The sequence below is a fragment of the Streptomyces sp. NBC_01525 genome, assembly GCF_045040405.1.
GTDB classification, from domain to species: domain Bacteria; phylum Actinomycetota; class Actinomycetes; order Streptomycetales; family Streptomycetaceae; genus Streptomyces; species Streptomyces benahoarensis.
Genome location: NZ_CP109397.1, coordinates 3,854,893 through 3,877,126 on the forward strand (window position 1 = coordinate 3,854,893; position 22,234 = coordinate 3,877,126).

A 22,234-nucleotide genomic window follows, 5' to 3' on the forward strand; every position below is an offset into this window, starting at 1 on the left:
GGCTGCCCGCATCGACATCCACACCCACTACGTGCCCCTCGGCTGGCCCGATCTGGCGACCGCCGCCGGGCCCGCGCCCGACTGGCCCTGGCTGCGCGTCACCTCCGAACGCGACGCCATGATCATGGTCGGCTCCCGGGAGTTCCGCCGTATCGGCGCCGACTGCTGGGACGCCGACACCCGCCTCGCCGACATGGCCGCCGACGGCATCGACGCCCAGGTCATCTCCCCGACACCGGTCTTCTTCCACTACGACCGCCCCGCCGACCAGGCGATCAAGGTCGCGAAGATCTTCAACGACCTCGCCCTGGAGATCTGCGCCCCCGCCCCCGGACGGCTGCTGCCTTTCGCGCAGGTTCCTTTGCAGGATCCGGACGCCGCCTGCCGCGAACTCGACCGCTGCCTCGCCAACGGCCACCACGGCGTGGAGATCGGCAACCACGTCGGCGACCGCGACCTCGACGACGAGGGCATCGTCACCTTCCTCCAGCACTGCGCGGACCGCGGCGCCCCCGTCTTCGTCCACCCCTGGGACATGCCGGCCTCCCCGCGCCTGGACCGCTGGATGGCCCAGTGGCTGACCGGCATGCCCGCCGAAACCCATCTGTCGGTGCTCGCCCTCATCCTCGGCGGCGTCTTCGACCGGGTCCCCGACACCCTGCGGATCTGCTTCGCGCACGGCGGCGGCTCGTTCGCGTTCTGGCTGGGCCGCCTGGAGAACGCCTGGCACCGCCGCGCCGACGTCATCGCCACCTCCGCGCACCCGCCGTCGCACTACACCGACCGCTTCTCCGTCGACTCCGTCGTCTTCGAGCCCACCGCGCTGCGCACCCTCGTCGACACCCTCGGCGCGAGCCAGGTGATGGTCGGCAGCGACTACCCCTATCCGCTCGGGGAACGGCCCGTCGGCGAGGTCGTCCACCGCTCGGACTTCCTGGACGAAGCCGGGCGCGCGGCGATTCTCGGCGGCAACGCCCGGCGCTTTCTGGGGCTGCCGCCGGTCTGAACGAGGAGGCGGACCGGAGGCTCGCCTCGCGCAACCGGCCTGTGCCGCCCGCCCGTTGCCCCGAAATGCCCCCGGCGGCCGGTGCCCGTCCCGCCTCCCCCGGACGAACCGGCCGCCGGGATCCGTACGTTGTACCGAGGCGGCGGCCACCGGGCCCCGCGTCCGTACCGCGGTGGCGGCCACCGGGACCGCCCCCGTACCGCGGTCGTGGCCGCCCGTACCGCCCTCGTACCGAAGGAGACACGCCAGTGAACAGCGCACCGGGACGCGTCGTCGACGTCCCCACCGACCGGGGAAGCGTGCCGGTCCGCCGCACCGGGCCCCTCCGCTACGCCACCGCTGCCCGCTTCCGGCCGCCGGTCCGCACCCCCGCGGGCACCGACGTGCCGGTGCCCGGCGCGATGTGCCCGCAGCCGCCGTCCCGGCTCGAAGCCGTGATGGGCCCCTCCCGGAACCTGCCGCAGGACGAGGACTGCCTGCACCTGAGCATCACCGCCCCGGCCGCGCCCGCAGCCCCCCGGCCCGTCCTCGTCTTCCTCCACGGCGGCGGCTTCACCAGCGGCTCCGGCCTCCTCGACTGGTACGACGGGGCCCGGCTCAGCGCCGAGGGCGACCTCGTCGTCGTCTCCGTCAACTACCGCATCGGCCCCCTCGGCTTCCTCCGCCACCCGGACGTCGCCCCCGGCAACCTCGGCCTCCTCGACCAACTGGCCGCGCTGCGCTGGGTGGCCGAGAACGTCGCCCGGCACGGCGGCGACCCGGCGCAGGTCACCGTCGCCGGACAGTCCGCCGGAGCGATCTCCCTGGCCCTGCTGCTGCGCCACCCCGACACCCCGGGCCTGCTGCGCCGCGCCATCCTCCAGAGCCCGGTGCTCGGCCCCGTCCAGACCGACCCCGCCGAGGCCGACGCGGAGGGCGCCGCCTTCCTGGAGGCGCTGGACGGCGACCCGTTCACCGCCGGACACGACGCCCTGCTCACGGCCCGCGCGGCCGCCGCCGAACGCGTCGCGGAACGCACCGGCAGCCGCGTCTCACCGCCGTTCGCCCCCGTCGTCGGCGCCGACCCGGTCCCCGCCACCCCGCCCGCCACCGGCCTCGACGGCATCGACCTCCTCGTCGGCTGGACCCGCGAGGAGCTGACCGCCTTCGGCCTCTCCCGCCCCGACGCCCGCGCCGCCGAGGGCCCCGCCTTCGCCCGCCCGATCGCGGAATTCCACGCCTGGGCCACGTCCGCGGGCGCCCGGGTCACCACCTACCGGCTGGACTGGACGCCGGAGGGCTCGCCGTTCGGGGCCGTCCACTGCCTGGAGCTGCCGCTGCTGCTCGGGGACGAGGCGGCGTGGGGGGATGCGCCGATGCTCGGCGATGTCCCTTGGGCCGACGTCGACGCCTTCGGGCGCACATTGCGGACCGCCTGGGCAGCCTTCGTGCGTACGGGGGCGGTGGACCCGGGCGTGACGGAGGGGCATCCGGTGAGCTGGGGGCCGGGGCCGGGGCCGGGGTCGTCGGCGACGCCGAGCGGCGAGCCCTTGGCGTAACCGCCGCCGGACGGCCCGACCCCGTAAGTCCTCCACCGCCCGCCTCGCCTGGCGGACCCGTACGGCCACGCCGTACGCCTCGCGGCCCCGCACGGCCCCCCGACCGTGCGGGGCCGTGCCATACCGGGCCGCCGGGCGCCCTCCGTTCCCCTGTCCGAGGCCCCACGCCCCCGGACAGCCGCCCCCCACTCGCCCCCCACCCGCCCCCGGGCGATCTTCGGAGGAGTGCCGTCCGCCGGGAACCGTGCGGGCTCCCGGCGGCGGCGCGGGCGGGCCGTCGCGGTGCCGTCCGCCGGGCGAGCGACCTGGAGGCACCGTGCCGCACGCACCGATACGGCGCGCCGCCGCCCTCACCCTGCTCGCCGCCGTCGCCACCGGCACCACCCTCGCCGCCCCGGCCGCCCGGCCCGGCACCCGGACCGTGGCCCCCCGGCTCGCGGCCGCCCCGGCGGCGCACCCCCGCATCGGCGACCTCGACCCACCGGCCGCACCCGCCGTGGCGTCCCCGCTCGTCATCGCGCACCGCGGCGCGGCCCGCCAGGCGCCCGAGAACACGCTCGCCGCCGTCGACGCGGCCCACCGCGCCGGGCTGACCTGGGTCGAGAACGACGTCCAGCGCACCAAGGACGGCCAACTCGTCGTCGTCCACGACCCGACGCTGCGCCGCACCACCGACGCGGCGCGCGCCCTGCCCGGCCGCGCCCCCTGGCGCGTGGCGGACCTCACCGCCGCCGAGATCGCCCGGCTCGATGCGGGCGGCTGGTTCGCCGCGCGGTTCGCGGGGGAGCGGGTGCCGACCCTCGACCGCTATCTGCGGCGCCTGGAGGACAACCACCAGTCGCTGCTGCTGGAGTTGAAGACCCCCACCCGCTACCCCGGCATCGAGGCCCAGACCCTCCGCCTGCTGCACGCCGACGGCTGGCTCGACCGCGCCCACCTCGGACGGCTCGTCGTCCAGAGCTTCTGCGCCCGCTGCGTTCGCACCGTCCACCGGCTCGCACCACAGGTGCGCACCGCCGTCCTCGGCACGCCCGCCCTCCGCGATGCCACCCGCTACGCCCGCTTCACCGACGGCATCAACCCGCCGCTGGACCACCTCACCCCGCGCTGGACCGCCGCCGTCCACCGCCTGCGCGGCCCGCACGGCGACCCGCTGCGGATCTACGGATGGGGACCGGAGGCGGCCCCCGGCGCCCCCGCCGCCGCGGCGCGAGGAATCGACGGAGTTGTCGCATAACGTGCCCGGGGACGGGATCCGGCCCTTGTCCGGCCCGGTCAGGGCGGGGATTTACGGGATTCGCGCGGCAGAGCTAAGGTGCCTGAGATGTTCGACGCCGCCATGCCCCCCGCATACGTATGGAGACGCAGGATCAGGCCCATGGGTTCCCCCGCGGCACCCGGCGCGATTCCCCGTCCCGCCCCTCCTCTGGGTTCGTACCGGGAGGGCCCTTGACGAACGAGATACCCGACCCCGGCGACCGTCGCGTGCCGATGCCCCCCACCGCCCGCGTCAGCGGCGCCACCGCCACGGCCCTCGCCCCGCCCGCCGCGGCAGCCGTACCGCGGCAGTCCCCCGCACCCCGTCAGGACGCGGCGCCCGCACCGAAGAAGCAGCGGGACGCGTTCTTCGACAACGCGAAGTACCTCGCCATCGTGCTGGTGGCCATGGGGCACGCCTGGGAGCCGCTGCGGGACGGCAGCCGCTCCGCCGCCGCCCTCTACATCACCGTCTATTCCTTCCACATGCCGGCGTTCATCATCATCTCCGGCTACTTCTCGCGCAGTTTCGATATGCGCAAGGACCGGCTCCAGCGGCTGATCACCGGCGTCGCCGTCCCGTACATCCTCTTCGAGGTCGCCTACACCTTCTTCAAGCGGTGGGCGGACGACGACCCCGGCTACCCCATCAGCCTCCTGGACCCCTGGTACCTCACCTGGTTCCTGATCGCGCTCTTCATCTGGCGGCTGACCACCCCGCTGTGGAAGATCGTCCGCTGGCCGGTCCCGCTGGCGCTCACCATCGCCGTCGCGGCCTCCCTCTCGCCGGAGATCGGTGACGACCTCGACCTCCAGCGCGTCCTGCAGTTCCTGCCGTTCTTCGTCCTCGGACTGAACCTGAAGGCCGAGCACTTCAAGCTCGTCCGCAACCGCCGGGCCCGCATCGCCGCCGTGCCGATCATGGCCGGGGCGCTGCTCTTCGCGTACTGGGCCGCGCCGCGGATGAACGCCGTGTGGTTCTACCACCGCGACGCCGCGCAGGAACTGCACGCCCCTTGGTGGAGCGGCGCCATCATGACGCTCGCCCTGTTCGGCTGCTCGCTGGTCCTCGTCGCCTGCTTCTTCGCCTGGATCCCGGGCCGCACGATGTGGTGCACCGCCCTCGGCGCCGGCACCCTCTACGGCTATCTGCTGCACGGTTTCCTCGCCAAGGGCTCCCGCTTCTGGAACTGGTACGACGCCGCCTGGCTGCACACCCCGTGGGGCGCGATCCTGCTGACCCTCATCGCGGGCACCGTCATCACGCTGCTGTGCACCCCACCCGTGCAACGCGTCTTCCGCTTCGCGATGGAACCCAAGATGAACTGGGCGTTCAAGAAGGACCCGGTGGGCGCCGCCCGCCACCGCCACTGACCGCCACCCGTACGCATCAGGGCGCCCGCCCCCGGATTCTTCCGGCGGCGGGCGCCCTGCTGTCCGTCACGCGCGGTGCGGCTCCTCGGACACCAACTCGTAGCGCACGCCCAGCGACTGCAGCGCGTCCTGCTCCTCCTGCGGCAGCTGTGTGTCGGAGATGACGAGGTCGAAATCGGCGAGCGGCGCCAGCTCGTAGAGCGCCTGACGGCCGAACTTCGAATGGTCGACGAGCAGCACCTTCCGCCGCGCCGCCGCCATCAATGCCCGCTTGACCAGGACGTTTTCCTGCGCCTGGTGGTAGCAGTGGCCGTTGTCGACGGCCGAGGTGGACAGGAACGCGACATCGGCGCGGAAGCTGCGGGCGCTGTCGGCGGTGGACATGCCGAGGAAGGCGTTGAACGCCGCGTGGTACTCGCCGCCCAGCGCGATCACCCGGATATCGGGCTCCTCCGCCAGCTCGTTGATCACCTGAAGGGAGTTGGTGATGACGGTGTACGCGCCGCGCGAGGACAGCGCCCGGGCCAGCGGCAGCGCCGTACTGGAGTCGTCGATGATCACGGCCTGCCCCGGCTCCGCGATGGCCAGCGCCGCCGCACAGATCGCCTCCTTCGCCGCGACCTGCTCATTCCCCCGCCACCGCGCATTGGACTCGAAGAGCGCGTTCGGCGCGGCCGTCGCCCCGCCCCGCACCTTCCGCAGCCACCCCTGATGCTCCAACGTGTCCAGATCCCGGTGCACGGTCATCTGGCTGACGCCCAACTCCTGCACCAACTCCTCGATCGTCACCTGCCCCTCGGCCAGCACCCGGTCCGCGATGCGCTTACGGCGCTCCCGGGGCGTGAGCTTGGCGGCGGGGGCGTCGGCAGCGGCTTCCGGGACGGGGTTGGCGGGGGTTGTTCGGTCGGCCGCGTCCGGCCGACGGGGCGTGCCTGGCTGACCGGTTGCGTCCGGCTGACCGGGTGTACCTGGCTGATCGGCTGCGCCCGCCGTACCTGCTGCGCCCGCCCGACCTGCGTCGCCCTGCGGGCGGTCGCCCTTCGGCTCGGGGGCCTGCGGGTTCGCCTCCGGGTTCGCTCGGCCGTCCTCGGGATCCGGCCGGTCCGTCTCCGGGCCCCGCCGACCTCCCGCCGGGCCCGGCCGCTCGGTCTCCGGGGCCCGGCCCAGCGGGCCCTTGTCCGTGACCGAGGTCCGATTGCCTTCGCTGTCGGTCAACGCGTCGTCCCTTCGCGGATCGGATGTCGGCCGCCCTCAGCACGGCTGGCCCCCTACCCGGGGATTTTAGGACGTGCCCTCGAATCGGCGTGCGGGCTGTGGACCGACGGCCGAACGACCACCCGGCCGCCGTGGCCCTTCCCACGTCCGCAGCTGCTCCCGAGGCCGGGCCCTGTCTGTCGAGTCGCGCGGGTACGTATACGTCGCTTGGTCAGGCCACGGCCCCCACGGCCCCACGCCACCCGCCGGGCCCGCCTCGCCCCCTCACTTCGCCTCCCCGTAGCAATCCACCACCGCCGTCGTGAACGGGAACCGCACCGGTGTCGGGCCGAACGTCAGGCGGCCCGCCGCGTCCGCCGCCGACGCGATGGCCGCCGCGACCGTCTCCGCCTCCTCGGCGGGGCAGTGCACGATCACCTCGTCGTGCTGGAAGAACACCAACTCCGCCCGCAGACCCGCCTCGCGCAGCGTGCGCCGCAGACCCGCCAGGACCAGCAGCGCCCAGTCGGCGGCGCTGCCCTGGACCACGAAATTACGGGTGAACCGGCCGCGCGCCCGCGCCGCCGCCCCGCCGCCGTACCCGCCCCCGTCCTGCTCCGCCCCCGCCTCCTCCTGCGGCAGCCCGGCCTCCTCCGGCGGTGCCACCGACGCGGGCGGGCACGTACGGCCCAGCCACGTCCGCACCAGCCGCCCCTCCTCGCCCGCCCGCGCCGCATCGTCGACGTACGCCACCGCCGCCGGATAGCGCCGCCGCAGATCGGCCAGATGCTTCAGCCCATCCCCGGACGTCTGCCCGTAGATCGCGCCCAGCAGCGCCAGCTTGGCGCGGTCCCGGTCGCCCCCGAAGGCCCGTGCGGCGAGGTCCGCGTACAGGTCACGGCCGGTGCCCGCCACCTCCATCAGCCCGCGGTCGCGCGAGACGGCCGCCAGCACCCGCGGCTCCATCTGATCGGCGTCGGCCACCACCAGCCGCCACCCCGGATCGGCCCGCACCGCCCGCCGCACCACCTTCGGCACCTGGAGCGCACCCCCGCCGTTCGTCGTCCAGCGGCCGGATACCGTCCCGCCCGGGAGGTACACGGGCCGAAACCGCCCGTCGTGCACCCACTGCTGCAACCACGCCCAGCCGTGCGCCGTGTGCAGCCGGTACAGCGCCTTGTACTCCAGCAGCGGCGCCACCGCCGGATGGTCGATCCGCTGTAGCTCCCACTTACGCGTCGAGCTCAGCGTGATGCCCGCGCCCGCGAACGCCCGGACGATGTCCTGCGGCAGATCGGGCCGGACCCGCGCCCCGCCGAACGCCCGCGACACCTCCTCGGCCAGCTCCGCCATCCGCCGCGGCTCCAGCCCGCCGGGGAACCGCTCGCCCAACAGCTCGTCCAGCAGCGCCCGGTGCACATCGGCCCGCCACGGCACCCCGGCCCACGTCATCTCCGCCGCGACCAGCATCCCCGCCGACTCCGACGCCAGCAGCAACCGCAGCCGCTCCGGTATCTCCGTCCGCTCCGTGCGCGTCACCTGGCCCGCGTAGACCTCCAGCAGCGCCGTCAGCTCGTCCGTCCCCGGCGGCAGCGGCACCGGACCCGGCTCGAACAGCGACGGCTGGGTGTCGGCCGCCCGCACCGGCGCGTCCGGCGGCACCGGCAGCCCCCGCAGCCGCGCCCACGCCGCCGCCAACGACCGCGGCTGCCCCCGCTGCCCCTCCTCGTGCCCGATCAGCAGCGCCTCCGCCGCCTCGACGTCGTAACACCGCTCCACCCGCAACCCCGCCGCCAGCAGCCCGCGGTACAGCTCGGGCGTCGAGCGCCACACCCACCGTTCCACCCCGGGCCGGGCCCGCACCGCCGCAGCGAGCGACGGCTCCCGCACCACCGGCCCCGCGGGTCTGCCCTCCGGAGTGAGCGGGCAGAGACGCACACCCCCGTCGTCCGTCTCCGCCACTGCCCATCTCATGCCACGAAGTCTCGCACCAGGGTCTGACAATCGCCCTGACCAGCGGTTCTGCCGTATCCGGCCGCTGCCCGCGGGGCGCACCGCCGTACGAGGTGCGCCGCGTTCGCCCGGCCCACCGCCGGGCACACACGCCCCGCACGCCCGCGCAGGCCACCCGCCGGGGGCCCTACGAACACTCCTGCCCCGGATTCACCCGAAAGTGGCGCTACCCGGCGACGGTTCGTGCGTTGAACAGCTTGTCGCTCCACGCGGCTGTGCGTCGCTCACGCGCACGCGCATGTTCCCGAAAGCTGCTTCAGTGAAGAGGTTCGCCGTGAAGTTTGTCTCCAAGGCCGCCGTTCTGTCCGTCGCCGCGGGTATCGCCGTCATGGGCGGTGCCGGTGTCGCCTCCGCCTCGGGCCACGGCGCCGGTGCCGAGGGTGTCGCCGTCGGTTCGCCCGGCGTCGTCTCCGGCAACGTCATCCAGGTCCCGGTCGACGTCCCGATCAACGTCTGCGGCAACACCATCAACGTCGTCGGGCTGCTCAACCCCGCGTTCGGCAACACCTGCGTCAACGGCTGAAGCCTCCCCGGCCGACGCCCGTACGCCACGGACGCCCGCCCCGAAGGCCGGCCCGGGACCGCATGGTTCCCGGGCCGGCCTTCGGCGTTCCCGGCCGCGGGACACGGCCCGCCGCGTCACGCCACCCGGATGCGGTGATATCTGCCTATGGTTTCGCTTCATTCGGGTGAAACGGCGAAACCGCACCCTGTGAAGTGAGTTGTCCAGGACGCTCCGGATACGGGCACTCCGCTTCGAAAGGGTAAATCGTGATCAAGAAGGTCCTGGCCACGACGGCCGTAGCCGCGTCACTCGTCGGCATTTCGGCGACCGTCGCCCCCCAGGCGATGGCGATCGGCAACGACAACGGCACCTCCACGGTCAACGGCAACGGTGCCAAGACCGCGTTCGGCAACTCCACCACCAAGGGCGAGATGAGCCCGCAGCTGGAGCTGATCCAGGGCAGCCTGAACAAGCCCTGCATCGGCATGCCGCTCAAGACGAACGTCGGCCACCTCTTCGGCTTCATCCCGATCGCCGTTCAGGACGTCAACGTGCTGTCCTCGCCGCAGAACCAGCAGTGCACCGAGAACTCCACGCAGGCCAAGGGCGACGAGCCGATGTCGCACATCCTGGACGGCATCCCGGTGCTGTCCGGGAACGGCGTCGCCAACCACTGACCCCGCCGTCGGCCGCCGGCCGGTTTCTCCCGGTTCTCTCCTCCCGGGCGGGCCGGACCGGCGGCGCCCCGTCGCACACGTGGGGCGGGGCAGCACGACCCCTCTCGGTAGGAATTCGTATGCGGCGAATCCCTCGTATGTGTGGCCCGCGGTGGCTTTTGACGACAGGGCTGCGCGAAAACGCGGCGACAATCGCCGGGCGGATCCAGGGCGTTCGGACGATTTTTCCGAAAACTCCTCCGCGGGAGTTCCGTCGGCGAGGGGACATCGTTATCAATATCGGCAGCGGAGCGACGGGCAAGCGGTTTGCGCCCGTGCGGCACGAAGGACGTGTGCGCTACCGACCCGCTGCAGGAAAGGGCTCAAAGTGAAGTACACCAAGATCGCCGCTGTTGCCGCCGGCACGCTGATGGCCATCGGCGCCGCCACCCCGGCGTTCGCCGACGCGGGTGCCTCGGCTGTCGCCTCGAACTCGCCCGGCATCCTCTCCGGCAACGCCATCCAGGTGCCGATCCACATGCCGATCAACCTGTGCGGCAACACCATCGACATCGTCGGCCTGCTCAACCCGGCATTCGGCAACACCTGCGTCAACGGCTGATCCGAAGCTTTTCGGATTGCGTGGTCCCGGTCGGCCCCGGTGCACATTCCGTGCGCCGGGGCCGACCGGTTCCCGCCCCGAATTCACCGCGTCCGCGGAAGGCCGCGCGCCTTTTCGGCGCACGTTCCGGGAAAGATGCATGTCCGGGGGTTTCCCTGCGCGCAGGGAATCGTTGGGCAGAGCGAATGCGGTGATCCGAGCAGCGAAGTGAATGCTCACGTGGCCGGGATGTCGCGCCCCGTCGAACACCGCCCGAGAAGGGACAGTTCACAGTGAAGTACGCGAAGTCCGCCGCCGTTCTGGCCGGTTCCGTCATGGCTCTCGGCGCGGCTGTTCCCGCTTTCGCGGAAGGGCAGCCGGCGGCTCCGAGCATGAGCCTCAACGGTGGTCTCAATGACGCGCTCCACAGCGAGCAGCTCGACGGTCACCAGATCCGGCCGCTGGTCGACACCGTCACGGGCGTGGCGAAGACGGCGAAATCCGGTCCGAAGAAGATCCTGGGTGGCGCCACGGGGGCGACCCGGGACGGAAAGCTGCTCGGCGGCCTGCCGCTCGGGAAGTAATCCCGTACGCGGGGTGCGGCGACGGGTGCGGGAAAGCTCAACACCGGAGAATTCCCGGTGCGCGGCGCCGGATGCCCCGTGTTCCTGCGGTCACTTCCCAGGCGATTCCGATCAAGCAGTGCGGGTCGGGGACGCCAGTTCATTTGAGTGAATCAGCGCAACTCGGCCGGACGGCCGAAGTTGGGCACGTTGCCCGGCCCCGGGCAACCCGGAAAACGAAGGACAATCAATGATCAAGAAGGCTCTGGCGACCGCAGCCGCGGCTGCGTCCATCGTTGGTATCGCCGCCGCTGCCGCCCCGCAGGCGATGGCGATCGGCAACGAACACGGCACGAGCTCCGTCAACGGCAACGGCGCCATGCAGGCGTACGGCAACTCCTCGACGTACGGCTACATGAGCCCGCAGATCGGTCTCATCCAGGGCTCGCTCAACAAGCCCTGCATCGGTCTGCCCTCCAAGGCGAACATCGGCTCGCTGCTCGGCGGCGTGCCGATCTCGGTCCAGGACGTCAACGTGCTGTCCTCGCCGCAGAACCAGCAGTGCACCGAGAACTCCACCCAGGCCAAGGGCGACGAGGCGCTGTCGCACATTCTGGACAACATTCCGCTGCTCTCGGGCAACGGCGCCGGCAACCACTGACCGGCAACCACTGACCGGCAACCACTGACCGGCACCCGCTGACCCGGGCCGCCCGGCCCTCCTTCTTCCGGGCGGCCCGGGTTTCCCATTGCCCGCGTCCGTATTCCTTCCGGATGGTTTCCGGTGTGGTGATGCGTACGGATATCGGAAGGTGTGCGCGTACGAGTTATGGAATGCGTACGCGAGGAATGCGGGCGGGGAAATTCGGGCGATCGGATAACGGTGCCGGGAAATGCCGGACGGAATTTCCGGCATCGTTATCCGCACGTGACCATTACAGGCCCGGGTCACTCGTTGGTCATGGTGTGTGGAGGGACGCATGCCCATGCGTTCGCGGGATTGATGGGGTTGCGGACGCGTGGGCATGCCGCCGGAAGCGGCACCGGGCCCGCGTCGCCGGAAAATCGGCGGCGCGGGCCTCGTGTGTGTCCGGGCCCGTCAGCCCTTGGGCAGGCTCGGCAGACCGGGCAGGCCGGGTGCGCGCCCGGCGGTGCGGGTGCGGCGCGGGGCGTGTGTGAGCGAAGGGTGACGGCCGGGCGCCCGCGGTATCGCCATCTGTTCGGGTGAGGGACCGGAACCAGGCGCGGTGTGGCGGGTTGTTGAAACAGGGCTTCTGTACCGGAAGTCCGCATACCGAAGGGTTTGCACAATGAAGAAGATCATGGCGGGCGCCGCTGTCGCGGTGTCGATGCTCGGGTTCTCGGCCGCGGCGGTCCCGCAGGCGATGGCGATCGGCAACGACCACGGCACGTCCACCGTCAACGGCAACGGTGCCAAGACCGCATTCGGCAACTCCACCACCAAGGGCGAGATGAGCCCGCAGCTGGAGCTGATCCAGGGCAGCCTGAACAAGCCCTGCATCGGCATGCCGCTCAAGACGAACGTCGGCCACCTCTTCGGCTTCATCCCGATCGCCGTTCAGGACGTCAATGTGCTGTCCTCGCCGCAGAACCAGCAGTGCACCGAGAACTCCACGCAGGCCAAGGGCGACGAGCCGCTGTCGCACATCCTGGACGACATCTCCGCGCTGTCCGCGAACGGCGAGCACAACAGCTGACGGCCCCGCGGCCCGACTGCCGCATACGCCTCCGGGTGGCCGGTCCCGTGACCTCCACGGCGCGGGTCCGGCCACCGGGGCGTACGGATGCGGGGCCGGGTCCGTCGTTCGCCGCGGGCCCGGGGCGTGGCGTGGTGAGGTCGCCGCGTTCCGGGGCCCGGGGGAGAGGAGGGGACGGGGCCCGGCCGTGACCGGCGGGCCCGCGGTGGGGGGCATGCTCGGCGGCCGGCCGAGCGGATCCGGCGGGCCGCTCGGCCTGGGCCGCCCGGTCGAGACGGCCGTCGGCATCGCCGGACGGCTCGACCGTAGCGCCGTCGTACCTGCGGGCCTGGTGGCGCTGCGGCTGGAAGCCACCCGGCCCGGGCGACGGACTGTGCGGATCAACGCGCCAGGGGCCTTCTCCGGTACGGGAAGGATCGTTCTTTCCCTCATTGGTGGGACCGGGCTTCCCGGGGGTTTGAAGCGGCTCGAACGGAGCGGGTGGGTGCGCCGGTGTCCGCCGCGTGCGCCGGGGGCGGGCACGGGCGGGGTGCGCGCCGGAGCCGAAGGGGGCGGCCTCTGCGAAAATGGCAGGACGAAACGCGCAAAAGCGATGAAAGGGGGAGTCTGGCATGCGAATAGCACTGGCGCAGACCGACTGTCTCTTGGGGGACGTGGAGGGGAACCTCGTCCTCGCCCGCGAGCAGATCGAGCGGGCCGCGGCGGAGGGCTCGGATCTGGTGGTGTTCCCCGAACTGAGCCTGCACGGTTACCACTTGGGGGCCCTGGAGCGGGACGCCTCGGTGGAGGTGCGCGATCCGCGGCTGCTGGAGCTGAGCGCGCTCGGCCCGGACATCGTGATCGGGTTCCACGAGCACACCAGCCTGCGGGCGTACAACACCTCGGCGTATTACGCGTCCGGGGAGCTGGTGCATGCGCACCGCAAGCTCTATCTGCCGAACTATCTGGCCTGGGAGGAGCGCAAGCACGTCAGCCCCGGGCAGTCGATGCGCGCGTACGACCTCGGGAAGGCGCCGGGCGGCGGGCGGGCGGCGACGCTGGTGTGCAATGACGCGTGGCAGCCGGTGCTGCCGTGGCTGGCGGTGCAGGACGGGGCGGAGGTGCTGATCGTGCCGACGAACAGCGCAGCGAGCCTGGACCCGGAGGCGATGGACACCGGGCTCTACTGGGACACCCTGCTCTCGTACACGGCGCGGATGCTGCAGTGCTGGGTGGTCTTCGTCAACCGGGTCGGCAGCGAGCACGGCGCGACCTTCTGGGGCGGCTCACGGGTGGTGGATCCCCGGGGCGCGGTGGTGGCGCAGGAGCCGAAGTGGGAGCCCGCGCTCGTCACCGTCGACGTCGACCCGTCCGAGGCGCGTCGGCAGCGCCGCGCCGTGCCGCTGGTGGCCGAGGCGCGGCTGGGGCTGGTCGACCGCGAGGTGCGGCGGCTGATCGACGAGGGCGGGGACCACTGAGCGACGGGGGTGCGGGCCGACGGGCCGGGGCTGCCGGGCCGCGGTGCGGCGGTTTCGCGGCCCGGGGCCGGGACGGGTCAGTGCCCGGCGGTCGTCGCCTCCGTACGGGGCGCGGCGGACGCGGCGGCGGGCTGCTCGGGGGTGTGGTCGTCCTTGAGCGCCTTGGTCTCCGACTTGAGGATGCGCATCGAGCGGCCCAGGCCGCGGGCCATGTCCGGCAGCTTCTTCGAGCCGAAGAGCAGGACGCAGGCGACGATGATCAGGACCAGGTGCCAGGGTTCGAAGGCGTTCCGGAGCATGGTGCGCTCGCTTTCGTCGGGGGTGCCTGCGGACGTTCTGCCCAGTATGACCGGAACGGGCCGGGCGTCCGGTGGAGGGGGGCACCCGGGGGACGTCGCCCCGCGGCGTTCACCAAGGGGTCGCGCGGTCGTCGGGGCGGCGTTCCCCGCGCGGGGCGTGAGCGGAGAGGGTGACGGCCTTGAGTGCCGCACGGCGGACGGCGTAGCGGGCGGCTGTGGCGACACCCGGCAGCTTATTGAAAACGGTAATCATGTGGCGATGGTAGTCCGGTGTCGCCGAGTGGGCCCGGCGGCGGGTGTGGCGGGGGGATGGATTCACGCCGATCGGGGGCGGGTGCGGGCATGATAGGGCGCGCGGCGGAGTGGGAAGGAACCTGTTGGCGTCGGCGTGCGTCCCAGCGGCGACCGGTGGGACGGGTGGGGTGCGCGGGGGTGGCGGGGCTCAGGTGGGGTTTCCGTGTTTGACGTGCAGTGACGGTGTCGGTACCCCCCGTCGTGCACGTGCATCTGTACATGCATCTGCATGTGAACCTGGTTATGCTGCCACGTAGTTGAATGACAGTCATGACCCGGGAGAGCCCTGTGCCGCACGCATACAACGGGATGGCCGCGACCGATCTCCCCGACGCCGCCTGGCAGAAGAGCCGCCACAGCAACTCGCAGGGATCCTGCGTGGAGTTCGCGAAGCTCCCCGGCGGGGAGGTGGCGGTACGGAACTCGCGTTTCCCCGAGGGGCCCGCGCTGATCTACACGCCCGCCGAGGTCGAGGCGATGCTGCTCGGCGTCAAGGACGGGGAGTTCGACCACCTGGTCCGCGACTGACCGTCCGGGGCAGCCGCTGAGGCGTATCGCCGCAGGTCAGTGGTTTTTTGCGCATGCGCCGACCAGGGTGGGGCCCGTGCTCTGGGGGGCGGGGTGTCGCCCCGCTCGTACCGTCCGTCGTCGTATACGTGCGCTCTTGGGGTTGCCCGCCGCCGCGTCCGGTCACAGGTGTGCAGGGCCTCCGTGGTGGTGGCCCCGGCGTGTGCTGCGTCCACGCCGGTCCGTCCCGGGAGTGGTGTGCGCCCCCGGCGGAGCGGGTTACGGAACCCGGAAGAGGGCCCAGACGATCTTGCCGTGGGGGGCGCCGGAGAGCGGCTGCCAGCCCCAGCTGTCGCTGAACGACTCGACGAGGTACAGCCCGCGGCCGCCCTCCGCCCCGAAGTCCGCCTCGCCGGCGACCGGTGAATCGTCGCTGGGGTCACGGACCGCGCACACCAGTCGCGAGGACCAGTGCATCAGGTGCAGCCGGGCCGGCGGGGTCTCGTCGGCGAGCTGCGGGGCGGCGAGGACCGCATGGCGCAGCGCGTTGGTGACCAGCTCGGAGACGACCAGTTCGACGCCGTCGAAGAGGCCCTCAAGGCCCCAGTCGCGGAGCGTGTCGCGGGTGAACTTCCGTGCGCCGCCCACCGATTCGTAGCGCGGTGGCAGCGAGCAGGAGGCGGAGCCGGAGACTGTCCAGGGGTCGACGGGAAAGACGCTTTGCCCTAATGGATCGAGCCTGGTCAAAACCTTGGTCCCCATGCGAGGCACTCCTGGCGTTCGCGGACGTCATGACCCGGCCGGTCAGCGGGGTCTGGCGGATCTTTCACGAGCGTGCATGCGTGCGACGCCCATGGTTCCGAATGCGTACGCCAGATGCAAGGGCAGATGCACGTGCACGTGCCGGGGTTGCGGGGATATCTTCCGGTTCGCGGTTAATTCTTCTCCTGTGCAGGGTGTGGAGGGCGTGGGCGGACCTCACATATCAGTAACCGGCCGAGCACTCAACGCCGCAGGGACGTGGCAGACTGCCGGGCACTGTTGGGCGGGTCGGGGCCATGGGAGGGGCGAAACGGTGTCCGCAAGTGAGTCGAACGGGTCGGTGGTGCGGAGGATCCTGCTGGGATCGCAGCTGCGCCGGCTGCGGGAGTCGCGCGGCATTACCCGGGAGGCGGCGGGGTACTCGATCCGCGCCTCCGAGTCCAAGATCAGCCGGATGGAACTGGGGCGGGTCAGCTTCAAGTCCCGCGATGTGGAAGACCTGTTGGCGCTGTACGGGGTGAGCGACGAACAGGAGCGCGCCGCGTTGCAGTCCCTGGTGCGCGAGGCCAACGTCGCGGGCTGGTGGCACAGTTACTCCGATGTGCTCCCCGGCTGGTTCCAGACGTATATCGGCCTGGAGGGCGCCACCTCGCTGCTGCGCACCTATGAAGTGCAGTTCATTCATGGCCTGTTGCAGACGGAGGAGTACGCCGACGCCGTGGTACGGCGCGGGATGCCGGACGCCGCACCGGAGGAGATCGAGCGTCGGGTCGCGCTCCGCCTGGAGCGGCAGAAGCTCCTGGTCGCCGAGCGCCCGACGGAGTTCCACTGTGTGCTCGACGAGGCCGCGCTGCGCCGCCCGTACGGCGAAAGACAGGTGATGCGCGAGCAGTTGAGACATCTCATAGAGGTGTCTCAACGGCCGAATGTGCGCCTTCAGGTGATGCCCTTCCGGATGGGCGGCCACTCCGGGGAGAGCGGCGCCTTCACGATGCTGGGATTCCAGGAGGACGGGCTGCCGGACATCGTCTACCTGGAGCAGCTCACCAGTGCGCTCTACGTGGACAAGCCCGAGGAAGTCGCCCAGTACGCACGGGTGATGGGGCGGCTGCAGGCGGAGGGGCCGAGCCCCGCGGAGAGCCGGGACCTTTTGCGTGGTCTACTCCAATTGATGTGACGCGTGGGTAGGATGACCAGCCATCAGGAGGCAATACCCCACAACTGGGCGCCGTGCGCGCCCTGTTCTCCAGATCGGGATGGCATGTCCTACTTCGACGACTTGGCGTACCAGTTCATCGACGGCGAGTGGCGCTCCGGCAGCGGCTCGTGGGACATCGTCGATTTCAATCCCTACAACGGGGAGAAGCTGGCCTCCATACCGGTAGCCACGGCGGCGGAGATCGACGAGGCGTACCGCTCCGCGGAGCGCGCGCAGCAGGCATGGGCCGACACCAACCCGTACACCCGGCGGCTGGTCTTCGAGCGGGCGCTGCGGATCGTCGACGACCGCGAGGCGGAGCTGGCCGAGGCGATCGCCGCGGAGGTCGGCGGCACCCACGTCAAGGTCGGCTTCGAGCTGCATCTGGTCCGGGAGTTCCTGCGCGAGGCGATGCAGCTGGCGCTGCGCGCCGAGGGCCGCATCCTGCCGTCGCCGGTCGACGGCAAGGAGAACCGTCTCTACCGGGTGCCGGTCGGCGTCGTCGGGGTGATCAGCCCGTTCAACTTCCCGCTGCTGCTGTCCATGAAGTCGGTGGCCCCGGCGCTGGCGCTCGGCAACGCCGTGGTCCTCAAGCCGCACCAGAACACGCCGATCTGCGGTGGCGGTCTGGTCGCCCGGATCTTCGAGGAGGCCGGGTTGCCGCCCGGGCTGCTGAATGTCGTGGTCACCGACATCGCCGAGATCGGTGACGCGCTGATCGCGCACCCGGTCCCCAAGGTCATCTCGTTCACCGGCTCCGAGAAGGTCGGGCGGCACGTCGCGACGGTCGCCGCCGGGCACTTCAAGCACGCCGTGCTGGAGCTGGGCGGCAACAGCGCGCTGGTCGTCCTCGACGACGCGGACGTCGACTACGCCGTCGACGCCGCGGTCTTCAGCCGCTTCATCCATCAGGGCCAGGTCTGCATGGCGGCCAACCGGGTGCTGATCGACCGGTCGCTGGAGCAGGAGTTCACCGAGAAGTTCGTGGCGAAGGTCGCCTCCCTCAAGGTGGGCGACCCGGCCGATCCGGCCACCCATATCGGGCCGCTGATCAACGAGGGGCAGGCCGAGGCGATCACCTCGCTGGTCAGGCGGGCGGTCGGCGAGGGCGCCACCGCGCTGCTGCACGGCAAGAGCGACGGCACGCTCGTCGGGCCCAGCGTGCTCGGCGGGGTGGCGGAGGACTCGTGGCTGCTCCACCAGGAGATCTTCGGGCCGGTGGTGGTGCTGGTGCCGTTCGACGGTGACGACGACGCGGTGCGGATCACCAACGCGTCGCCGTACGGCCTGAGCGGCGCGGTGCACACCGCGGACATCGAGCGGGGTGTGCGGTTCGCCAAGCGCATCGAGACCGGCATGATCCACATCAACGACGGCACGGTGCACGACGAGCCGATCGTGCCGTTCGGCGGCGAGAAGAGCTCCGGCGTGGGCCGCCTCAACGGTGACGCGATGGTGGAGGCGTTCACCACCACCAAGTGGATCTCCATCCAGCACGGCCGCTCCCGCTTCCCGTTCTGACGGCGCTTCCCGTTCTGACGGCGGCGCGGGCCGCACGCCCCGGGCGCGGGTACGGCCCGGCCGCCGCCTCGGGGCACGTCCTAGGCTGGTGCCACCGGGCGCGCCGGTCTGCGCGATCCGGGTGCGGCGGACGGAGGGGCGATGTCGGCGATGCGGTTGCTGGTCCTGGGCGCCGTCCGGCAGCACGGGCGGGCGCACGGCTACCAGGTGCGGGGCGATCTGGAGTACTGGGGCGCGCACGAGTGGGCGCAGGCCAAGCCCGGTTCGCTCTACCACGCGCTCAAGCAGATGGCGAAGCAGGGACTGCTGCGCGCCCACGCCACCGCGCCGAGCCCGGACGGCGGACCGCCGCGTACCGAGTACGAGCTGACGGACGCCGGTGAGGCGGAGTTCTTCGCGCTGCTGCGGGACGCGCTGTCGCGGCCCGGTCAGCGCAACGATGTGCTCAGCGCCGGTCTCGGCTTCCTCGTGGAGCTGGAGCGCGCGGAGGCGGTGGCGCTGTTGCGGGAGCGGGTGCGGGCCCTGGAGGAGTGGCGGGCCACGGCGACCGAGGAGTACGTGCCCGCGGAGGGGCCCGGTTCGCTCGGGCACATCGGCGAGATCATGCACATGTGGGTGGACGCCGCCGATCATGGCGCGGCCTGGACGCGCGGGCTGATCGTGCGGATCGAGGGCGGCGCGTATGTCTTCGCCGGGGAGGGCGAGCCGTTCGTGGGCGTCCTGGCCGACGGCGAGGAGAACCCGTACGCGACGGGTGAGGCCCACCCCGGGGACGACGCGTAGGGGGGTCCGGTTCGGGCGTGCCCGGGCGCCGGGCGGACGACGGGGTTCCGCGGACACGCGCCTGCGGTCAGTGGTGGAACGCGGTGGCTTTGCGGGCGGGACGTTGCAAAGGGCAGGGCTGGGCGCGGAGTTCCGGCAGCAGCTGCTCCAGGTCGTCCAGGAAGAGGTCGGCGAGGTCATGGGAGAAGCCGTTGCGGCAGACCACCCGGAGGACGGACAGGTCCTCGCGGTGCGGCGGGAAGGTGTACGCGGGCACCAGCCAGCCGCGTTCCTTCAGCCGCCGGGAGACGTCGAACACGTCGAAGACGGTGGTGTCGGGGGCGGTGGTGAAGGCGAAGACCGGCAGTTCGTCGCCGTGGGTGAGCAGGGTGAAGTCGCCCAGCGCGCCGATGCGGGATGCCAGTGACGTCGCCACGTCCCGGGTGACCTGCTGGACGGCGCGGTAGCCCTCCCGGCCCAGCCGCAGGAACGTGTAGTACTGCGCCACGACCTGGGCGCCGGGCCGGGAGAAGTTCAGCGCGAAGGTCGGCAGGTCGCCGCCGAGGTAGTTGACGCGGAAGACCAGCTCCTCGGGGAGCATCGTGGCATCGCGCCACAGCGCCCAGCCGACACCGGGGTAGACCAGGCCGTACTTGTGGCCCGAGGTGTTGATCGAGGAGACGCGGGGGATCCGGAAGTCCCAGGTCAGGTCCGGGTCGAGGAAGGGCGCGACCATGCCGCCGGAGGCGCCGTCGATGTGGACGGGGATGTCGAGGCCGGTGCGTTCCTGGAGGGCGTCGAGCGCCGCGCACACCTCGGCGACCGGTTCGTAGGAGCCGTCGAAGGTGGAGCCGAGGATGGCGACGACGCCGATGGTGTTCTCGTCGCAGAGGTCCGCGGCGGCCTGCGGGTCGAGGTGGTAGCGGTCGCCCTCCATGGGGACCTGGCGTGCCTCGACCTCCCAGAAGGTGCAGAACTTATCCCAGCAGACCTGCACATTGGCGCCCATGACGAGGTTGGGGCGGGCGCCGGTGCGGTCGGCGGCGCGGCTCCAGCGCCGCTTGAAGGCCATCCCGGCGAGCATGCACGCCTCGCTGGAGCCGGTGGTCGAGCAGCCGACGGCGGCCGCCGCGTCGGGCGCGTGCCACAGATCGGCGAGCATCGCCACACAGCGCCGCTCCAGCTCGGCGGTGCGGGGATACTCGTCCTTGTCGATCATGTTCTTGTCCCGGCACTCGGCCATCAGCGCGCTGGCCTGCGGCTCCATCCAGGTGGTGACGAAGGTCGCGAGGTTGAGCCGGGCGTTGCCGTCGAGCATCAGCTCGTCGTGCACGTACTGATAGGCGGTGTGCGGGGCGAGCGGGCCGTCCGGGAGCGTGTGCCGGGGCGGCGATTCGGTCATGCCGCCGATCGGGTCGGCCTCGCCGTAGAAGGGGTTGACCGGGTGGCCGGGCCGCGCGGGCGCGCCTTTGTGCAGGGTCATGGCCGCACCTCCTCGGCCGACCCTAGGGCGGTGGGCGGACGGCGGCGCGTGGGGAGGGGCCGGGCGTGTGGCCGGGATTCGGGGCCGGGCCGGGTGCGCCGTGGGTACGGGCCCGGGGGCGCCTCGGGGCCGGAGTCCGGCCGGGGCGCCCGGGCGGAGTGGCCCGGGCGCCCTGGGGTGGTCGGGGTCAGCTCGTCCCGGCCATGGACAGCTTCGCGGCGAAGCCCAGGAAGGCGGCGCCGGCGCCCGCGGACAGGCCCGCGGTCAGCTTCCGGCGGCGCCGGAACGTCGCGGCCAGATACGTACCGCTGAAGATCAGGATCGACAGGTACGTGAGGCTGAACAGCTGCGCCCAGGCGCCCAGGGCCAGGAACGACAGCACCGGGTGCGCGTAGGACGGGTCGACGAACTGCACGAAGAAGGAGATGAAGAACAGGATCGCCTTCGGGTTGAGCAGGCTCACCACCAGGGCCCGGCGGTACGGGCGCTCCACCGGCTCCTTCGCCGCTCCGGCCGGTGCCCCGGAGGTCACGGCCCCGGCGGTCGCGGCCTCGGCCACCGCCGTCGTGGCCGTCGGCCCCGTCCCGGCCGGTGCCTCGGCGGACGTACGGGCCGACCGGCCGCGCCACAGGGCCACCGCGCCGCGCAGCATCCCGATGGCCAGCCAGGTCAGATAGCCCGCGCCGGCGAACTTCACGACCGCGAACAGCACCGGGCTCGCCTTGAGGAGCGACGCCACGCCGCCCGCCGACAGGGCCATCAGCACCGTGTCCCCGCAGACCACCCCGGCCGCCGCGCGGTACGCGACACGGGGGCCGAGCCGCGCCGCGACCGAGACGACGTAGAGCGAATTCGGCCCCGGCAGCAGGATGATCAGGGCGAGGCCCGCCAAATAGGTGGAGAGGTCAGTTATCCCGAACATGGGCGCAGAATCTCACCCGGAGCCCGGCCTTCCACAAGTCTTTTCACCATGCGGACGCCCCGGGCACGGCGCGGTGTCCGGGGCGGGAGCCCGGCGGCGGGGTGGACGGGCGCGGGGCGCGCGGCAGGGGGCGTGCGCCGAACCGGGGGGCGTCCGGCGGTGCGGCGCGCGCCCCTCGTACGGGGGCGCCCCGGCCCGCAGGGGTCAGCTCTTCGGGGCGAGGACCACGGCGGTGCCGTAGGCGCAGACCTCGGTGCCGACGTCGGCCGCCTCGGTGACGTCGAAGCGGAACATCAGCACCGCGTTGGCGCCGCGCGAGCGGGCCTGCTCGATCAGGCGCTCCATGGCCTGGTTGCGGGTCTCGACCAGGGTCTTGGTCAGGCCCTTCAGCTCCCCGCCGATCATCGACTTCAGCCCGGCGCCGATCTGGCTGCCCAGGTGGCGCGAGCGGACGGTCAGCCCGAAGACCTCACCGATGACCTGCTGCACGGTGAAACCGGGGACGTCGTTCGTCGTCACCACCAGGACGTCGGACTGGGCCTGCTGTCCGCCGCCGAATTCCTCGATGCCCATCTGTCACGCACTTCCTTCACTGTGTGATGCC

Annotated in this window: 23 protein-coding genes; 15 read left to right on the plus strand and 8 right to left on the minus strand. The window is 72.0% G+C overall.

The features are described 5' to 3' along the window. The first annotated feature begins 10 nt into the window (after positions 1-10). The 4 genes from OG422_RS17345 to OG422_RS17360 all read left to right on the plus strand — a co-directional run bounded on the left by OG422_RS17345 (position 11) and on the right by OG422_RS17360 (position 5,175). Positions 11-1,006, plus strand: coding sequence for an amidohydrolase family protein (locus tag OG422_RS17345; RefSeq protein ID WP_405747848.1), 996 nt, complete (start codon positions 11-13; stop codon positions 1,004-1,006). A 248-nt stretch (positions 1,007-1,254) separates the two neighbouring features. Continuing rightward, complete coding sequence (locus OG422_RS17350) at positions 1,255-2,544, plus strand: carboxylesterase family protein (protein WP_405743622.1); 1,290 nt, start codon at positions 1,255-1,257, stop codon at positions 2,542-2,544. A gap of 316 nt (positions 2,545-2,860) precedes the next feature. Further along, positions 2,861-3,781 carry a glycerophosphodiester phosphodiesterase gene (locus OG422_RS17355; RefSeq protein WP_405743623.1) on the plus strand — a complete coding sequence of 307 codons (921 nt, stop codon included), beginning with the start codon at positions 2,861-2,863 and terminating at the stop codon, positions 3,779-3,781. Between the two features lie 212 nt (positions 3,782-3,993). After that, entirely contained in the window at positions 3,994-5,175 is a 1,182-nt protein-coding gene (locus OG422_RS17360) for an acyltransferase family protein (RefSeq protein ID WP_405743624.1), read from the plus strand. 66 nt (positions 5,176-5,241) lie between these two features. Here the strand turns inward: OG422_RS17360 and OG422_RS17365 are convergent, their stop codons facing one another. Next, positions 5,242-6,390 (minus strand): DeoR/GlpR family DNA-binding transcription regulator, encoded by a 1,149-nt coding sequence (locus OG422_RS17365; protein WP_405743625.1) that lies wholly within the window; start codon positions 6,388-6,390, stop codon positions 5,242-5,244. A gap of 264 nt (positions 6,391-6,654) precedes the next feature. After that, the gene (locus OG422_RS17370) at positions 6,655-8,343 is read right to left on the minus strand and encodes a bifunctional 3'-5' exonuclease/DNA polymerase (RefSeq protein ID WP_405743626.1); all 1,689 of its coding nucleotides are present in this window, start codon (positions 8,341-8,343) and stop codon (positions 6,655-6,657) included. A gap of 313 nt (positions 8,344-8,656) precedes the next feature. Between OG422_RS17370 and OG422_RS17375 the strand changes: the two genes are divergently transcribed. The 7 genes from OG422_RS17375 (at position 8,657) to OG422_RS17405 (ending at position 13,882) form a co-directional block, all read left to right on the plus strand. Beyond that, entirely contained in the window at positions 8,657-8,905 is a 249-nt protein-coding gene (locus tag OG422_RS17375) for a chaplin (RefSeq protein WP_143944192.1), read from the plus strand. A 248-nt stretch (positions 8,906-9,153) separates the two neighbouring features. Further along, entirely contained in the window at positions 9,154-9,564 is a 411-nt protein-coding gene (locus OG422_RS17380) for a rodlin (RefSeq protein WP_405743627.1), read from the plus strand. Positions 9,565-9,931: 367 nt separating this feature from the next. Beyond that, positions 9,932-10,165 (plus strand): chaplin, encoded by a 234-nt coding sequence (locus OG422_RS17385; RefSeq protein WP_405743628.1) that lies wholly within the window; start codon positions 9,932-9,934, stop codon positions 10,163-10,165. Between the two features lie 371 nt (positions 10,166-10,536). Continuing rightward, entirely contained in the window at positions 10,537-10,728 is a 192-nt protein-coding gene (locus OG422_RS17390; protein WP_405743629.1) for a hypothetical protein, read from the plus strand. A 229-nt stretch (positions 10,729-10,957) separates the two neighbouring features. Then, entirely contained in the window at positions 10,958-11,368 is a 411-nt protein-coding gene (locus OG422_RS17395) for a rodlin (RefSeq protein ID WP_405743630.1), read from the plus strand. 649 nt (positions 11,369-12,017) lie between these two features. Next, complete coding sequence (locus OG422_RS17400; protein WP_405743631.1) at positions 12,018-12,425, plus strand: rodlin; 408 nt, start codon at positions 12,018-12,020, stop codon at positions 12,423-12,425. A gap of 611 nt (positions 12,426-13,036) precedes the next feature. Further along, positions 13,037-13,882: a nitrilase-related carbon-nitrogen hydrolase gene (locus OG422_RS17405; protein ID WP_143944901.1), complete on the plus strand. Its 846-nt coding sequence runs from the start codon at positions 13,037-13,039 to the stop codon at positions 13,880-13,882. Positions 13,883-13,959: 77 nt separating this feature from the next. Here the strand turns inward: OG422_RS17405 and tatA are convergent, their stop codons facing one another. Together tatA and OG422_RS17415 are read right to left on the minus strand one after the other, a co-directional pair. Continuing rightward, entirely contained in the window at positions 13,960-14,181 is a 222-nt protein-coding gene (gene tatA / locus OG422_RS17410) for a Sec-independent protein translocase subunit TatA (protein WP_143944902.1), read from the minus strand. Between the two features lie 109 nt (positions 14,182-14,290). After that, positions 14,291-14,434, minus strand: coding sequence for a hypothetical protein (locus OG422_RS17415; protein ID WP_185994194.1), 144 nt, complete (start codon positions 14,432-14,434; stop codon positions 14,291-14,293). Positions 14,435-14,763: 329 nt separating this feature from the next. Between OG422_RS17415 and OG422_RS17420 the strand changes: the two genes are divergently transcribed. Then, positions 14,764-15,003, plus strand: a complete 240-nt coding sequence (locus OG422_RS17420; RefSeq protein ID WP_143944084.1) for a DUF397 domain-containing protein — start codon at positions 14,764-14,766, stop codon at positions 15,001-15,003. 258 nt (positions 15,004-15,261) lie between these two features. Here the strand turns inward: OG422_RS17420 and OG422_RS17425 are convergent, their stop codons facing one another. Further along, positions 15,262-15,744 (minus strand): ATP-binding protein, encoded by a 483-nt coding sequence (locus OG422_RS17425; protein ID WP_405743632.1) that lies wholly within the window; start codon positions 15,742-15,744, stop codon positions 15,262-15,264. A 313-nt stretch (positions 15,745-16,057) separates the two neighbouring features. On the opposite strand from OG422_RS17425, the gene OG422_RS17430 reads away from it, so the two are divergent. From OG422_RS17430 to OG422_RS17440, 3 genes are all read left to right on the plus strand, one after another. Further along, complete coding sequence (locus OG422_RS17430; RefSeq protein ID WP_405743633.1) at positions 16,058-16,921, plus strand: helix-turn-helix domain-containing protein; 864 nt, start codon at positions 16,058-16,060, stop codon at positions 16,919-16,921. An 84-nt stretch (positions 16,922-17,005) separates the two neighbouring features. Beyond that, positions 17,006-18,463, plus strand: a complete 1,458-nt coding sequence (locus OG422_RS17435; protein WP_143944081.1) for an aldehyde dehydrogenase family protein — start codon at positions 17,006-17,008, stop codon at positions 18,461-18,463. 141 nt (positions 18,464-18,604) lie between these two features. Continuing rightward, complete coding sequence (locus tag OG422_RS17440) at positions 18,605-19,246, plus strand: PadR family transcriptional regulator (RefSeq protein WP_405743634.1); 642 nt, start codon at positions 18,605-18,607, stop codon at positions 19,244-19,246. Between the two features lie 67 nt (positions 19,247-19,313). Here OG422_RS17440 and OG422_RS17445 read toward each other — a convergent pair whose 3' ends face one another. The 3 genes from OG422_RS17445 to OG422_RS17455 all read right to left on the minus strand — a co-directional run bounded on the left by OG422_RS17445 (position 19,314) and on the right by OG422_RS17455 (position 22,203). Beyond that, on the minus strand, positions 19,314-20,708 hold the full coding sequence (locus OG422_RS17445; RefSeq protein ID WP_405743635.1) for a glutamate decarboxylase: 1,395 nt from the start codon (positions 20,706-20,708) through the stop codon (positions 19,314-19,316). Between the two features lie 187 nt (positions 20,709-20,895). Beyond that, the gene (gene leuE, locus OG422_RS17450) at positions 20,896-21,630 is read right to left on the minus strand and encodes a leucine efflux protein LeuE (protein ID WP_405743636.1); all 735 of its coding nucleotides are present in this window, start codon (positions 21,628-21,630) and stop codon (positions 20,896-20,898) included. Between the two features lie 204 nt (positions 21,631-21,834). After that, a complete protein-coding gene (locus tag OG422_RS17455; protein WP_030288486.1) occupies positions 21,835-22,203 on the minus strand; it encodes a YbjQ family protein in 369 nt (122 codons plus the stop codon). Positions 22,204-22,234 lie beyond the last annotated feature (31 nt).